Source organism: Streptomyces sp. NPDC001970, assembly GCF_053594115.1.
Map to the genome: position 1 here is coordinate 146047 of NZ_JBSFDW010000009.1, position 14448 is coordinate 160494.

At 71.7% G+C, this 14448-nt stretch carries 10 protein-coding genes; 4 read left to right on the forward strand and 6 right to left on the reverse strand.

The annotated features are described in order from the left end of the window. The first annotated feature begins 12 nt into the window (after positions 1-12). The 4 genes from cydB to ACWCP0_RS14330 all read left to right on the forward strand — a co-directional run bounded on the left by cydB (position 13) and on the right by ACWCP0_RS14330 (position 7681). Positions 13-1014, forward strand: a complete 1002-nt coding sequence (cydB, locus tag ACWCP0_RS14315; RefSeq protein ID WP_451079108.1) for a cytochrome d ubiquinol oxidase subunit II — start codon at positions 13-15, stop codon at positions 1012-1014. A gap of 83 nt (positions 1015-1097) precedes the next feature. Then, on the forward strand, positions 1098-4667 hold the full coding sequence (gene cydD, locus ACWCP0_RS14320; protein WP_451079109.1) for a thiol reductant ABC exporter subunit CydD: 3570 nt from the start codon (positions 1098-1100) through the stop codon (positions 4665-4667). 20 nt (positions 4668-4687) lie between these two features. Continuing rightward, positions 4688-6547, forward strand: coding sequence for a sensor histidine kinase (locus tag ACWCP0_RS14325; protein WP_451079110.1), 1860 nt, complete (start codon positions 4688-4690; stop codon positions 6545-6547). Between the two features lie 93 nt (positions 6548-6640). Beyond that, entirely contained in the window at positions 6641-7681 is a 1041-nt protein-coding gene (locus tag ACWCP0_RS14330) for a M23 family metallopeptidase (protein WP_451079111.1), read from the forward strand. A gap of 54 nt (positions 7682-7735) precedes the next feature. Here ACWCP0_RS14330 and ACWCP0_RS14335 read toward each other — a convergent pair whose 3' ends face one another. The 6 genes from ACWCP0_RS14335 to ACWCP0_RS14360 all read right to left on the reverse strand — a co-directional run bounded on the left by ACWCP0_RS14335 (position 7736) and on the right by ACWCP0_RS14360 (position 14378). After that, positions 7736-8590 (reverse strand): Cof-type HAD-IIB family hydrolase, encoded by an 855-nt coding sequence (locus tag ACWCP0_RS14335; RefSeq protein WP_451079112.1) that lies wholly within the window; start codon positions 8588-8590, stop codon positions 7736-7738. 77 nt (positions 8591-8667) lie between these two features. Further along, entirely contained in the window at positions 8668-9615 is a 948-nt protein-coding gene (locus ACWCP0_RS14340; RefSeq protein ID WP_451079113.1) for an LLM class flavin-dependent oxidoreductase, read from the reverse strand. Positions 9616-9714: 99 nt separating this feature from the next. Then, positions 9715-10257, reverse strand: coding sequence for an RNA 2'-phosphotransferase (locus tag ACWCP0_RS14345; RefSeq protein ID WP_451079181.1), 543 nt, complete (start codon positions 10255-10257; stop codon positions 9715-9717). A 185-nt stretch (positions 10258-10442) separates the two neighbouring features. Next, positions 10443-11384 carry a MerR family transcriptional regulator gene (locus ACWCP0_RS14350; RefSeq protein WP_451079114.1) on the reverse strand — a complete coding sequence of 314 codons (942 nt, stop codon included), beginning with the start codon at positions 11382-11384 and terminating at the stop codon, positions 10443-10445. Between the two features lie 268 nt (positions 11385-11652). Further along, positions 11653-13413, reverse strand: coding sequence for an SDR family oxidoreductase (locus ACWCP0_RS14355; protein ID WP_451079115.1), 1761 nt, complete (start codon positions 13411-13413; stop codon positions 11653-11655). Positions 13414-13538: 125 nt separating this feature from the next. Next, a complete protein-coding gene (locus tag ACWCP0_RS14360; protein WP_451079116.1) occupies positions 13539-14378 on the reverse strand; it encodes a M24 family metallopeptidase in 840 nt (279 codons plus the stop codon). Positions 14379-14448 lie beyond the last annotated feature (70 nt).

The window sequence follows — 14448 nt, forward strand, 5'->3', positions numbered from 1 at the left end:
GGGAGCTGAGGCATGGAACTCCACGACGTCTGGTTCGTGATCATCGCCGTCCTGTGGACCGGCTACTTCTTCCTCGAGGGTTTCGACTTCGGGGTCGGCGTTCTGACGAAGCTGCTCGCCCGCAACCGGGTCGAGAAGCGCGTCCTCATCAACACGATCGGTCCCGTCTGGGACGGAAACGAGGTGTGGCTCCTCTCGGCGGGCGGCGCGACGTTCGCCGCCTTCCCCGAGTGGTACGCCACACTCTTCTCGGGCTTCTATCTGCCGCTGCTGATCATCCTGGTGTGCCTGATCGTGCGCGGCGTGGCCTTCGAGTACCGCGCGAAGCGGCCGGAGGAGAGCTGGCAGCGCAACTGGGAGGCGGCCATCTTCTGGACCTCGCTGGTGCCGGCCGTGCTGTGGGGTGTGGCCTTCGGGAACATCGTGCACGGCGTGAAGATCGACGCGGAGAAGGAGTACGTCGGCACCTTCGGCGATCTGCTGAATCCGTACGCGATTCTCGGCGGACTGGTGACGCTGTTCCTTTTCACCTTCCACGGGACGGTGTTCGCCGCGCTGAAGACGGTCGGGGACATCCGCGAGCGGGCACGGAAGCTGGCGCTGACCCTGGGGCTGATCACAGCCGTGCTGGCGCTCGGCTTCCTGAGCTGGACCCAGGTGGACAAGGGCGACGGGACCAGCCTGGTCGCCATGATCATTGCGGTGGTGGCGCTGGTCGGCGCGATCGGTGCGAATCAGATGGGACGCGAGGGTTGGTCGTTCGCGCTGTCAGGGGTGACGATCGCGGCCGCGGTCGCGATGCTCTTCCTGACGCTCTTCCCGAACGTCATGCCGTCGTCGCTCAATGAGGAGTGGAGCCTGACGGTGACCAACGCCTCGTCGAGCCCGTACACACTGAAGATCATGACGTGGTGTGCGGGGGTCGCGACGCCCATGGTGCTGCTGTACCAGGGATGGACGTACTGGGTGTTCCGGAAGCGGATCGGCACGCAGCACATCGCTGATCCGCACTGAGTTCTCTGAGTTCTCCGAGCCCGCTCTCCACGCCCGCTCTCCGTGTCCGCCGGCCTGCCGTCATGAAGTAGGGGATGTTTCACGTGAAACCCGTCGACCCGCGTCTGCTCCGGTACGCCAGGGCCACCCGCTTCTTCATGGCGGCCGTGGTGGTCCTCGGCCTTGCCGGAGCGGCGCTGGTCGTCGCCCAGGCGATGCTCATCGCCGAGGTGGTGGTGGGGGCGTTCCAGCGAGGGCTGGACGCCTCCGGGCTGTGGACTCCGCTGGTGCTGCTGGCCGTCGTCGCGGTGGGGCGAGGGCTTGTCTCATGGCTGACCGAGCTGGCGGCGCACCGGGCGAGTGCGGCGGTGAAGAGCGAGCTGCGGATGCGGCTGCTGGGGCGGGCGGCGGCGCTCGGGCCGGGATGGCTGAGCGGGCAGCGCACCGGGTCGCTCGTCGCGCTGGCCACGCGTGGAGTGGACGCTCTCGACGACTACTTCGCGCGGTATCTGCCGCAGCTGGGGCTCGCCGTGGTGGTTCCGGTGGCGGTGCTGGCGCGGATCGTCACCGAGGACTGGGTGTCGGCGGCGGTCATCGTGGTGACCCTGCCGCTCATTCCGATCTTCATGGTGCTGATCGGCTGGGCCACGGAAGCCCGGATGAACCGTCAGTGGAAGCTGCTGTCGCGGCTGTCCGGGCACTTCCTGGACGTGGTCGCAGGGCTGCCGACGCTGAAGGTGTTCGGGCGGGCGAAGGCGCAGGCCGAGTCGATCCGGAGGATCACCACCGAGTACCGGCGGGCGACCCTGAAGACGCTGCGGATCGCGTTTCTGTCGTCGTTCGCGCTGGAGTTGCTGTCGACGCTGTCGGTGGCACTGGTGGCCGTGGGCATCGGTATGCGGCTCGTCCACGGCGAGCTCGACCTCTACACAGGGCTGGTGGTGCTGATCCTCGCGCCCGAGGCGTATCTGCCGCTCCGGCAGGTCGGGGCGCAGTACCACGCGGCGGCGGAGGGGCTCTCGGCGGCGGAGGAGATCTTCGCGGTCCTGGAGAGCCCTGTCCCCGGTGGGGGTACGGGGGCTCCGGGCTCCGTGAGGCTGGAGCTCTCCGGGGTGACGGTCCGCCGTGCGCGGCGGAGCGAGCCGTCACTGGATTCGGCGTCGCTGATCCTGGAGCCCGGCGAGGTGGTGGCCCTGGTGGGGCCGAGCGGGGTCGGGAAGTCGACGCTGCTGGACGTGGTGCTGGGGTTCGTTCCGCCCGACGAGGGCCGGGTGCGGGTGGGCGGCGCGGACCTCGCGACCCTGGATCTGGAGCGCTGGCGGGAATCGATCGCGTGGGTGCCGCAGCGGCCGTACCTCTTCGCGGGAACGATCGCCGAGAACGTGCGGCTCGCGCGGCCGGGCGCAAACGACTCCGAGGTCATGGCGGCGCTGCGGGACGCGGGTGCGTACGGCTTCGTGGCCGCGCTGCCGCAGGGGGTGGGGACCGTCCTCGGCGAGGACGGCGCAGGGCTGTCGGCGGGGCAGCGGCAACGGCTCGCGCTGGCCCGCGCCTTCCTCGCCGACCGGCCGCTGTTGCTGCTCGACGAGCCGACGGCGGCGCTGGACGGCGAGACCGAGGCAGGGATCGTGGAAGCGGTCCGGCGGCTGGCGGACGGGCGGACGGTGCTGTTGGTCGTCCACAGGCCCGCGCTGCTGGATCTCGCGGACCGGGTGGTGGAGCTCAGCCCCTCGAGGGCGGCGGGTGCCGGGGCGGTAGGCGCCCTCGCCTCCTCCGGGCTCCCGCATCCTTCCCCTCCGCCCGCGGGGGAGAGCCTCGTCGGCGGGCCGACTGCGGCTGACCCTGTACGCCTCGATGGCCGCGAGGCCGCAAAGGCCGCGACGCTGCCACGGGCGCAGCGGGGCCGGGCGTTGGCCCGGGTGCGGGGGATGGCCGGAGGGCTGCGGGGGCAGCTCGTTCTGGCGCTGGTGCTCGGGAGTCTGGCGCTCGGGTCGGCCGTGGGCCTCATGGCCGTGTCCGGATGGCTCATCTCGCGGGCGTCGGAGCAGCCGCCCGTGCTGTACCTGATGGTGGCGGTGACGGCGACGCGGGCGTTCGGGATCGGGCGAGCCGTGTTCCGGTACGCGGAGCGGCTGGTGTCGCACGACGCCGTGCTGTCGATGCTGGCCGATCTGCGGGTCGGGGTGTACCGGCGGCTGGAGCGGATCGCGCCTGCCGGGCTGCGCCGGGCTCGGCGCGGCGATCTGCTGTCGCGGCTCGTCGCCGACGTCGACGCGCTGCAGGACTACTGGCTGCGGTGGCTGCTGCCCGCGGGCGTCGCGGTCGTGGTCGGGGCCGGGGCCGTCGGGTTCACGGCGTGGCTGCTGCCCGAGGCCGGTGCCGTGCTGGCCGTGGGGCTGCTCGTCGCCGGGGTGGCCGTGCCGATGGTCAGCGCAGCCTGCGCACGGCGGGCCGAGCGCAGGCTCGCGCCCGCGCGCGGCGTGCTGGCGACACGGGTCGTCGATCTGCTCCGCGGTACGGCCGAGCTGACCGTAGCCGGGGCGTTGAACGGCCGGATCGCCGCGGTGCGGGAGGCCGACCGCACGCTCACCCGGATCGCCTCGCGCGCCGCCTCCGCCACCGCGCTCGGCGGCGGACTCTCCGCAGTGGCCTGCGGGCTCACCGTCGCGTTCGCCGCGTACGCGGGAGTCATGGCCGTGCACGCGGGCCGGATCGAGGGCGTCGAGCTCGCCGTCGTCGTACTGACCCCGCTCGCCGCCTTCGAGGCGGTCATCGGGCTTCCGCTCGCCGTGCAGTACCGCCAGCGGGTCAAGCGGAGTGCCGAGAGGGTCTTCGAGGTGCTCGACGCCCCGGTGCCGGTGCACGAGCCCCTCGAGCCGGCACCCGCACCCGCGTCGCCGTTCCCGCTGGAGGTCCGCGGACTCGCGGCCCGGTACGCGGACCAGGAGCGCGACGCCCTCACCGGCTTCGACCTGAGTCTCACCGCGGGCAGGCGGATCGCGGTCGTCGGCGCCTCCGGCTCCGGGAAGACCACCCTCGCCCAGGTGCTGCTGCGCTTCCTGGACGCACGGGAAGGCACGTACACCCTCGGCGGAACGGACGCGGCCGCGCTGGACGGGGACACGGTCCGGCGGTTCGTCGGGCTCTGCGCCCAGGACGCGCACATCTTCGACAGCACCATCCGTGAGAACCTCCGACTCGCCCGTACCGAGGCCTCCGAGGAGGAACTGCGCGCGGCACTCGCCGGTGCCCGGCTGCTGGAGTGGGCCGACAGCCTCCCCGACGGCCTGGACACCCTCGTCGGCGAGCACGGCGCCCAGCTCTCCGGCGGCCAGCGCCAGCGCCTCGCCCTCGCCCGCGCGCTCCTCGCCGACTTCCCCGTGCTCCTCCTCGACGAACCGGCCGAGCACCTCGACCTCGCCACGGCGGACGCGCTCACCGCGGATCTGCTGGCGGCGACACAGGGGCGTACGACGCTGCTGATCACCCACCGGCTGCGCGGCCTCGACGCGGTGGACGAGGTGCTCGTCCTGGACGACGGCCGGACCGTACAGCGCGGCCCGTACGCGCATCTGGCCGAGGCGGAGGGGCCGCTGCGCCGCATGCTGGAGCGCGAACGCGCCGGTGATCTGCTGGAGAGCCGGCTCCGGGAACCGACTTTCCATGCCAAATAGGGCTTACTAGTCTCAAGGGCATGACAGCCCCGGAGAAGAGGGAGCCGACGGGCCCCGAGGAGCCCTCGGGCCCGATCGAAGCCGCCACGCAGGCGACCCGCAGCCTCCAGGGCCTGTCCACCGAGCTCACCGCCCGCGTTCCCCAGCTGCTCGAAGCGATGCGCTCCATCGGCACGGGCCTGGAGCTGCGCTCCACCCTCGACCGGATCTGCGCCACCGCAGCGGAGCTCGGGGACGCCCGCTACGCCGCCATCGGCGTCGTCGACGAGGAGGGCCGGGGCCTGTCCGACTTCGTCACGTACGGCGTTCCCGAGGACGTGGCGCGGCGGATCGGGCACCCGCCCGACGGGCAGAAGGGGCTCCTCGGCGCGCTGACGCACCAGCCCGAGTCCATACGGCTCACCGATCTGACGAAGGACCCGCGCTGCGCCGGATTCCCGCCGGACCATCCGCCGATGCGGACGTTCCTCGGGGTACCGATCCGGGTCCGGGGCGAGATCTTCGGCAATCTCTATCTGGCGGAGAAGCGTGGCGGGGGCGAGTTCACCGACCACGACGTCCACATGCTTCGGGTCCTCGCGACCGAGGCGGGCATAGCGATCGGCAACGCCCGGCTGTACGAGGCGGCGCGGCAGCGCGAGCGCTGGATCGACGGCTCGGTCGCCGTCACCACCGCTCTGCTCGCCGGCGGTGACGCGGACGACGCGCTCGCCGTCGTCGCGGAGCAGGCGCGCAAGCTCGCCGACGCGGCGGCCGGGATCGTGCTGCTCCCGGCCGGCGAAGGCGGCCTGGAGATCGTCGCCGTCTCGTCGTCGCAGCCCTCCGTTCGTCCAGGCGCGGTCGCGCCCGCCGAGAGTCCGGCCGTTGCGTCGCTCCTCGCCGGTGAGGCGGTGTTCGTCGCGGACGCCGCCACCGATTCGCGCATGGTCACCCGGCTGGTGAGCGACTACGGGCCGGTCATGCTCCTGCCCCTGCACAGCGGCGGCAGGGTGCTCGGCGCGCTGGCCACCCCGAGGGCGCGTGGTGCACGCCAGTTCACCGAGACCGAACGCACGCTGGCCACCCAGTTCGCCTCGCAGGCCGCGGTGGCGCTGATGATGGCCGAGGCGCAGCGGGACCGGGAGCGGCTCGCCGTGTACGAGGACCGCGACCGTATCGCCCGAGACCTCCACGACCTCGTGATCCAGCGGCTGTTCGCCACCGGGATGATGCTGGAGAGCGCGCAGCGGCAGTCGCTCGCGCCCGCCGTGCAGGAAGGCGTCGGCAAGGCGGTCGACGAACTGGACGTGACCATCCAGGAGATCCGCACGGCCATCTTCGCGCTGCAGCAGGGTCCGGCGGAGGCGCCGTCCGGGCTGCGTACGCGCGTGCTGAGGGAGATCAACATGGCGGCCGTGCCGCTGGGGTTCAAGCCCTCGCACCGCTTCGTCGGGCCGGTCGACTCGGTGGTCGGAGAGCTGACGGGCAAGAACCTGATCGCGGCGTTGCGGGAGGCGCTGTCCAACGTGTTCCGGCATGCCGAGGCGACCCGTATCGAGGTCGTCGTCGACGCGACCGTACGACTGGGGGACGCTTCCGGCGAGGCCACCCGCGAGAGTGACGGCGCCGGCGAGGGTACTGGCCGGGGTGGCGGCGACGGTGACGCCGGCTCAGGCACACGGGGGGTGCGCCTTTCGGTCGCCGACGACGGTGTGGGCATTCCCGAGGGCGGGCGGCGCAGCGGGCTGCGCAACCTCCGGCGGCGTGCCGAGTCGCTCGGCGGCTCGAGCTGGTGCGAGCCGGGGATCGCGGAGGGCGGCGGCGGTACGAGGGTGATCTGGGAGGCGCCGCTCGAGCCGCGCGGGGTGGCGGCCGCGGGCCGCGATCAGCTGGAAGCCTGACGGGCTCCCAGGCCCCGGCCGGACTGGGCCGGTTGGCCGTACGACACCATCTATATGTCGCACATGGGGCAAATCGGATGTGACGATCCGAGCATGGGTCACCAACACCGCGACTGGCAACGGATTCTGATCGTGTCGTTGCTGTGCCTGCTGCCGGCCCTTGCCGCGCCACCGGCCGCCGCCAACGACGGGCCCACGACGAGTGCCGAAGTGGCCCGGCTGTTCGAGGAGGCGGCGAAGGCCACCCAGTCCTATCAGCGCGGCCTGCACGCCGCGGAGATCGAACGGGCGCGCACCGAGCGGCTCCAGTGGCGGCTGGCCGAGCACCGTCGTGAACTCTCCGACATACACGACAAGATCGGCGAGGTGGCCCGCGCCCAGTACCGCACCGGCGGCAACCTCGCGCTCACCGCGAGGCTGCTGCTCGCTGACGAGCCAGAAGTCATGATGCGCGGATGGGAGCTGGCCTGGAAGGCGGAGCTGGCGGTGAACCGGCTGCTCGGCCAGGCCAAGGAGGCGGAGCGCCGGGCGAGTCAGGCCGAAGAGCGGGCCCGCGCCGCCTGGCTCGACCTCGAAGCACGCACCGAGCGGCTGGCATGGCTCAAGCAGTCCATCGAGACCAAGCTGGAGTCGGCGCAGTGGACGCTCCAGGGCGAGGCCAACCGCAGCGCGGCCGCCGGTCAGTGCGCCGGAGCGGTACGGCTCGACGAGCCGCCGCTGCCGGACGGGCCGAACTGGGTGGCACCCGTGGAGGACTACACGCTGTCGGCCGGATTCGACAGCGCGGGTGAACGCTGGGCACGCCGTCACACCGGGCAGGACTTCGCCGTCCCCATCGGTACGCCGGTGCGGTCGGTCGGCGCGGGCCGGGTGGTCTCCGTGTCCTGCGGCGGCGGTTTCGGCATCCAGGTCGTCGTCGAGCACGACAACGGCTGGTACTCGCAGTACGCGCACCTCGCCGCGGTCACCGTCGACCAGGGGGACTGGGTGCGAACCGGCCAGTGGGTCGGGCAGGCGGGCACCACCGGGAACTCGACCGGGCCCCACCTGCACTTCGAGGTGCGGCTGACGCCGTATCTCGGGTCCGGGGTGGATCCGGTGCCCTGGCTGCGCGAACGCGGGGTCTGGCTGTAGCGGGCCGGGCCCTGGGGCGGACCCGGCCCGGGCCCGGTGCGGCGTTGGCGCGGCCTACGCGAGGCGCGCCGCCAGGATCTGCTCGATGACGACCGCGACGCCGTCCTCGTTGTTCGCGACGGTCCGCCCGGAAGCGGCGGTGATCACATCGGGGTGGGCGTTGCCCATCGCGTAGGAGGTGCCGGCCCAGGTCAGCATCTCCACGTCGTTGGGCATGTCCCCGAACGCGACGACCTCGTCCGCCGAGATCCCGCGCTGCGCACAGCACAGCGCGAGCGTGGAGGCCTTGGACACGCCCAGGCCGCTGATCTCCAGCAGTGCGGTCGGGCTGGAGCGGGTGAACGAGGCCAGATGGCCCGCGGCCGTACGGGCCAGGGCGAGGAACCCGTCGGGGGTCAGCTCCGCGTGGTGGGCGAGCAGCTTGAGCACGGGCGCGTCGGAGTCCGGGCCCTCCTTGTGGAGCAGCTTCTCGGCGGTGGCGACGGTGGCGCCCGGGTCGAGATGGAACGGCGGGTAGTCGGGCTCGTAGTGGATGCCCGTGCTCAGCTCGACCGCGAACGACGTGCCGGGCGCGGCGTCGCGCAGCGTCCTGACCACATCGAGCGCGGTCTCCCGCTCCAGCGGACGTGCCTGGAGCAGCTTGCCGCCGGCGTGGAGGTCGACGACCGCGGCGCCGTTGGCGCAGATCGCCAGGCCGTGACCGTGGACATGATTGCTGACGACGTCCATCCACCGGGCCGGGCGGCCGGTGACGAAGAAGACCTCGATGCCGGCCTCCTCGGCGGCCGCGAGCGCCGCGACGGTGCGGTCCGAGACGGACTTGTCGTCGCGCAGCAGGGTGCCGTCGAGATCGGTGGCGATCAGCCGGACGGTGGCGGGGAGCGGGAGAGGATCGTTAGCTGAGGTCACAGAGGCATTCTCCCGTACCTGCCGTACGGGCGTGCGAGTGGGCGCACATCCGCATGCGCCCCCGGCTGCCCCGGTGCTCAGCCCAGCTGCGCCAGGGCCTCGGTCGCGATCCGCTCGAAGACTTCCCGGTCCGCCGCGAAGACCGAGTCCGCGACGGGCCAGTGGACGACGATCTCGGTGAAGCCGAGCTCCGCGTGCCGGCCGGCGAAGTCGACGAAGGCGTCGAGGGACTCCAGCGGACGGCCCTGCCGGGGAGCGGAGACGGCCGGATTGAATTCCGGCGTGAAGCCGGTGAGGAGGATCTTGTCGAGCTCGGCCGTGTCCCGGCCGGCCTCGGCGCAGGCCTTGCCCAGCTTGGTGAGCTGCCCGGCGACGGCCTCGACCGACTCCTCCGGGGTGCCCGTCTCGTACAGCTTCGGGTCGCCCGTCGTCACCCATGCCTGCCCGTACTGCGCGGCGAGCTTCAGCCCGCGTGGGCCGGTGGCGGCGACGGCGAAGGGCAGCCGCGGGCGCTGGACGCAGCCGGGCACGTTCCGTGCCTCGGACGCGGAGTAGAAGCGGCCCTCGTACGTGGTCCCGGCCGGCTCGCGGAGCAGCCTGTCCAGCAGCGGTACGAACTCACCGAACCGGTCCGCGCGCTCGCGCGGGGTCCAGGGCTCCTCGTCGCTCCTCAGCAGCGTCGTCGCGTCGAAGCCGTTGCCGCCGGCGCCGATGCCGAGGGTGATGCGGCCGCCGGAGATGTCGTCGAGGGTGATCAGTTCCTTGGCGAGGGTGACCGGGTGCCGGAAGTTCGGCGAGGTCACGAGGGTGCCGAGGCGCAGCCGGTCCGTTGCCGCGGCGGCGGCGGTCAGCGTGGGGACGGCACCGAACCACGGCCCGTCGCGGAAGGTCCGCCAGGCGAGGTGGTCGTACGTGTACGCGGCGTGAAAACCGAGCTCCTCGGCCCGCTGCCAGAGCGCCCGGCCCCCCTCGTTCCAGCGGTGCACGGGAAGGATCACGGTGCTGAGGCGCAGAGGAGACGTCATGTCCTCCAGCGTACGGGGGCCTGTCGGTTTCCCTGTCCAGCCGCGGAGAGGGCGTGGGTCAACTGGGACGACCCGGGGAAGCCCCGAGGAAACCGCAGGTCAGCCGGGGAAGCGCAAAAACTGCGGGGGGACCCCGTCCGTGAGCCAGACGCCGTTGGCGCTGACGTGGAACACATGGCCGGCGCGGTGCATCGCGCCCGCGTCCACCGAGAGGACGATCGGGCGGCCGCGGCGGGCGCCGACGCGGGTCGCGGTCTCGCGGTCCGGTGAGAGATGGACATGGTGGCGGGCCATGGGGCGCAGGCCCTCCGTACGGATGGCGTCCAGGCTGCGGGCGACCGTGCCGTGGTACAGGTACGCGGGCGGCTCGGCGACCGGCAGGTCGAGGTCGACCGTGACGGTGTGGCCCTGATTGGCCCGGATCCGGGCGCCGTCGATCGTGAAGCGCCGCTTGTCGTTGACGGCGACGACGTGGTCCAGCTCGGCGCGGGTGAAGCGGAAGCCGTGCGCGGCCGCAGCCCGCATGAGCGCGTCGATCGTGACCCAGCCGTTCGCGTCCAGGGTGATGCCGATCCGCTCGGGCTGATGTCTCAGATGCTTCGAGAGGTACTTCGACACCTTGACGGTGCGCTTGTCGTCCATTCCGGCCATGTGATCTTCGCCGTCTTCGTCCATGTCGTTTTTGTCCATGCCGTCAGAGTGCCCGTGGCGTCGGTTCGGCGCCACGCGGTTTTCATCCGGACGACAATGATCCACACGTTTGATCCACAGCCAAGTCCGTTATCCACAAGGAGAATTGGCGTTCCTGTGGACAACCTCCGTGTGCCTCATTGCATTTGCTCAACATCGCTCCCTTTCTCCAAAGTTGGTGCGAGTGCGTCCAATGTCCGTGCCTGGAGCTCCCGTTCGGTCGCCGCCGTGATGAACGCCTCCGCGTTCTCCTGGCCAACCAGCCGGTGCACAGCCCGGATCGTGGCCGCCGACAGTGCCACCGGACGCGGCTCGTCGCCGAGATCGAGCGGCCCCTCCGCGCCCAGGTGATGCTGCAGGTGACGGGTCGCGAACAGCCGCATCGCCCGGGCAAGTTCGGCATCGACGGTCTGTTGCGCGAGCGGCCTCAGCCGCCGCACCATGGCCGCTGCCTCAGCCGCGTCCGCATCCGTCGGCGGCCGATGGCCGAGGTAGCGGGCGAAGACATGCTCGGTCGTGAACTCCAGGAAACGGGAGGCTATGTGCTCGACCTGCCCGCGAAGTTCCCATAGATGACCGGAGATTGCCGGCAGAGGAACGCCCGCCGCGTACAACTCGGCCGCCACCGCGAGCTCCTGGGGACTCGGCACCAGGAACTCGTCGTCACGGCCCGGGATGCGCTCCAGCACACCGAGCTCCACCGCCTCGGCGATGGCCTCCTCGTCCGGCTTCCCGCCGAAGGTCTCGTCCAGCTCCGCGCGGGTGATCCGGTCCGCCTCCTCGTCCGTCCAGGGCCCATGGACCTCGGCGACCAGTCCGAGCACCCCGCCGAGCCCGCGCCCCGCGTCCCAGGCCTCCAGCAGCTCCTTGATGGACGCCAGCGTGTATCCCCGGTCGAGGAGGTCGGCGATCTGCCGCAGCCGGGCCAGATGGGCGTCCCCGTACACATTGGACCGGCCGCGCCGCTCCGGCCTGGGCAGCAGTCCGCGGTCCTGGTAGGCGCGGATCGTCCGGACCGTGGCCCCGCTGTGATGGGCCAGGTCCTCGATCCGGTACTCGGCTGCCGACTCCCCGGACACGATCACTCCCTACTGACCCATGGCGGCGCGCCCCGCGGCCCCCGCTGCCGCACGGGCCGCCGGCGGCATGGCGAGATACTCGACCACCTGGCGCCGCGCCCTTCCTGCGAGGGATCGTACGACCGCCGGACGTATCGAGGAATCGCGGCGGCCGATACCGGGTGAGGGCATGCGTGGGGGTTGGTGGTCGGCTCGTGCGGGATCCTGTCCAGCGGGGTCGCGCGTCGGTCGAACGCCACCCTTCGCGGCGGGATCGCATGGTGGCCGCTCACAGCGGTGGCTCCATCCGCGCTATCGCCCGCAGGGTCCTGGGGGTGAAGCGGGACAAGAGGTGCGCACCGCGGGCCTCCGGTGTCACGGGCACCACCGCCTGGTTCTTCACGACCGCGCGCAGGATCGCGTCGGCGACCTTCTCCGGCGGATAGTTGCGCAGTCCGTACAGCCGGGACGACTTCTTCTGCCGGCGCTCCTGCTCCTCGTCGGAGACACCGGCGAAGCGCGCGGTCGCCGTGATGTTCGTCTTCACCATCCCCGGGCAGATCGCGGAGACCCCGATCCCCTGCTCGGCCAACTCCGCCCGCAGACATTCGCTGAGCATCAGCACCGCGGCCTTCGACGTCGAGTACGCGGGCAGAGCCCTGGAGGGCTGATACGCGGCGGCCGACGCGGTGTTGACGATGTGGCCGCCCTGGCCGCGCTCGGCCATCTGCCTGCCGAAGATCCGGCAGCCGTGGATGACACCCCACAGATTGACGTCGAGGACTTTGCGCCAGTCCTCGCTCGTGGTGTCGAGGAACGAGCCCGAGAGGCCGATCCCCGCATTGTTGACCAGCACGTCCACGATCCCGTACTCGGCGGCGACCTTCCCTGCGAGCTTCTCCATCGCCCCCTCGTCGCCGACGTCCACCGACTCGCCCCAGGCCGCGGGCGCGCCGATCAGCCGGGCCAGCTCCGCAGTCCTGGCCGCCCCCTCCGCGTCCAGGTCCACGGCGACGATCCGGGCCCCCGCCTCGGCGAAGGCGAAGGCCGTGGCCCGCCCGATGCCGCTGGCCGCACCCGTCACCAGCACCAGCTGACCGCCGAAGCGCTCCGCGTACCGACCGGTCGCCGCACTCGCAGGGGCCGGTCTGCCGTCCTCGGTCGCCGTCACGAACTCCGTGATCCATGCGGCCAGCCGGTCGGGGCGGGTGCGCGGGACCCAGTGCTTGGCCGGCAGCGTGCGGCGCACCAGCTGGGGCGCCCACCGGCCCAGGTCGTCGTAGAGCCGCTCGGACAGGAAGGCGTCGCCGGTCGGGGTGATCAGCTGGACCGGCGCGTGGGCGTACGCGTCGGGGCGGGGGCGGCGCAGCCGGGCGCGCACATTGTCGCGGTAGAGCCAGGCGCCGTGTGCCGCGTCGGACGGCAGCGACGCGGTCGGGTAGTCACCGCCGGGCACCTTCTCGATCCGCTGGAGGATCCTCGGCCACTGCTTGCCGAGCGGTCCGCGCCAGGCCAGCTCGGGCAGCACCGGCGTGTGCAGCATGTACACGTACCAGGACTTGGCGCCCTGGCCGAGGAGCTGACCGACGCGGCGCGGGGTGGGCCGGGTCATGCGCTGCTTGATCCAGTGTCCGAAGTGGTCGAGCGACGGCCCGGACATCGAGGTGAACGAGGCGATGCGGCCCTCGGTCCGCTTCACCGTGACGAACTCCCAGGACTGCACGGACCCCCAGTCGTGACCGACCAGATGCACCGGCCGGGCCGGGCTGACCGCGTCCGCGACCGCCAGGAAGTCGTCCGTCAGCTTCTCCAGGGTGAACCCGCCGCGCAGCGGCACCGGCGCGGTGGAGCGGCCGTGCCCCCGGACGTCGTACAGCACGACGTGGAAACGCTCGGCCAGCCGGGCCGCGACCTCGGACCACACCTCCTTGCTGTCCGGGTATCCGTGCACCAGGAGCACCGTCGGCTGTGTCTCGTCACCGAGCTCCGCGACGCAGAGCTTGATCCCGCCCGTACGCACCCATCGCTCGCGCGCGCCCTGCAACGCCATCACTGACCCTCCGCCCTTGATCTCCCCGGAGCCCCCGGCCAGGGGGTGCTCCCATCCTCGCCCGCGCGGCGCAGCGGCGCGGCCATCGCTGCTGTCCGCGGCCCGGCGGCCTCGCGTTTCGCCGCTCACGAATCCGCCCAGCGCCGCACGTGCGGCAGATCGTCGTCCAGCCAGAATGCGCTCTGCTCAGGGTCCCTGGAGTCGGTGACCACCAGGATCTCCTCGAACTTCGCGCCCGTACCCCTGAAACCGAGGTGCGGCTCGACCGCCCAGAGCCCCGGCCGGGGCGGGTGGTCGGAGAACTTGTACGGCGACCACAGGGGGGACCAGCCGTCCCGGTGGCCGTGCAGGGCGTCGCTCGCGAGCCCCTTCAGCGACTGTGTGCCGAACCCGAAGAGCGTCGGGGACCAAGAGCGCTGCCTGACCCGGTCGACCTTGTGGGCGATGACGCCGAAGGGATACGCGCGATGGCGGTTGGCATACCCCTGCCGGACCATCAGCCGGTCCACGTCCTCGTAGATCTCGCGCAGCGAGCGGCGCTCGCGCACCTCGCGCAGGATCAGCTCGCGGTGCGCCCGGAGGTCGGCGAGCAGCTTGTCGTGCACGGGATGGAGGCCCAGGCAGCCCGAATACCCGATGTCGGCCGTGAAGCCCTTGTGGACCGGAGCCATGTCGAGGATGAAGGGCATCCCCGCCTCCAGCTTCCGGTCGGTGGGGAAGAACTGCAGCGGTATCCGGAAGCCGACGAACGCCGTGCGGTCCCCGAACCAGGCGAAGGGCAGATGGAACCAGTCGCGCACGCCGCGCTCACGCAGCCACTCCCGCTGCATCCGCGCCGCCTCGCGCTCGGTCACACCGGGCTTGAGCTGCGCGGCGACCGCTTCCGCGCACTCGTACGCCAGGCGTTGCACCTCCCGGAACCCCCGCAGCTCCGCCTCGCGCTCCGTCTTCACTGCTGAGGTCATGCCGGCCATGCCACCGTCCGTCCCTCGTCATGTGCGGTACGTGGTCGTAACTTGACACTGATGAATGTGA

What these genes read in the sequence shown, in the direction of transcription:
- cydB (WP_451079108.1), top strand. Translation starts at nt 13, where the DNA reads ATGGAACTCCACGACGTCTGGTTCGTGATCATCGCCGTCCTGTGGACC.
- ACWCP0_RS14325 (WP_451079110.1), top strand. Translation starts at nt 4,688, where the DNA reads ATGACAGCCCCGGAGAAGAGGGAGCCGACGGGCCCCGAGGAGCCCTCG.
- ACWCP0_RS14330 (WP_451079111.1), top strand. Translation starts at nt 6,641, where the DNA reads ATGGGTCACCAACACCGCGACTGGCAACGGATTCTGATCGTGTCGTTG.
- ACWCP0_RS14340 (WP_451079113.1), bottom strand. Translation starts at nt 9,615, where the DNA reads ATGACGTCTCCTCTGCGCCTCAGCACCGTGATCCTTCCCGTGCACCGC.
- ACWCP0_RS14345 (WP_451079181.1), bottom strand. Translation starts at nt 10,257, where the DNA reads ATGGACGACAAGCGCACCGTCAAGGTGTCGAAGTACCTCTCGAAGCAT.
- ACWCP0_RS14355 (WP_451079115.1), bottom strand. Translation starts at nt 13,413, where the DNA reads ATGGCGTTGCAGGGCGCGCGCGAGCGATGGGTGCGTACGGGCGGGATC.
- ACWCP0_RS14360 (WP_451079116.1), bottom strand. Translation starts at nt 14,378, where the DNA reads ATGACCTCAGCAGTGAAGACGGAGCGCGAGGCGGAGCTGCGGGGGTTC.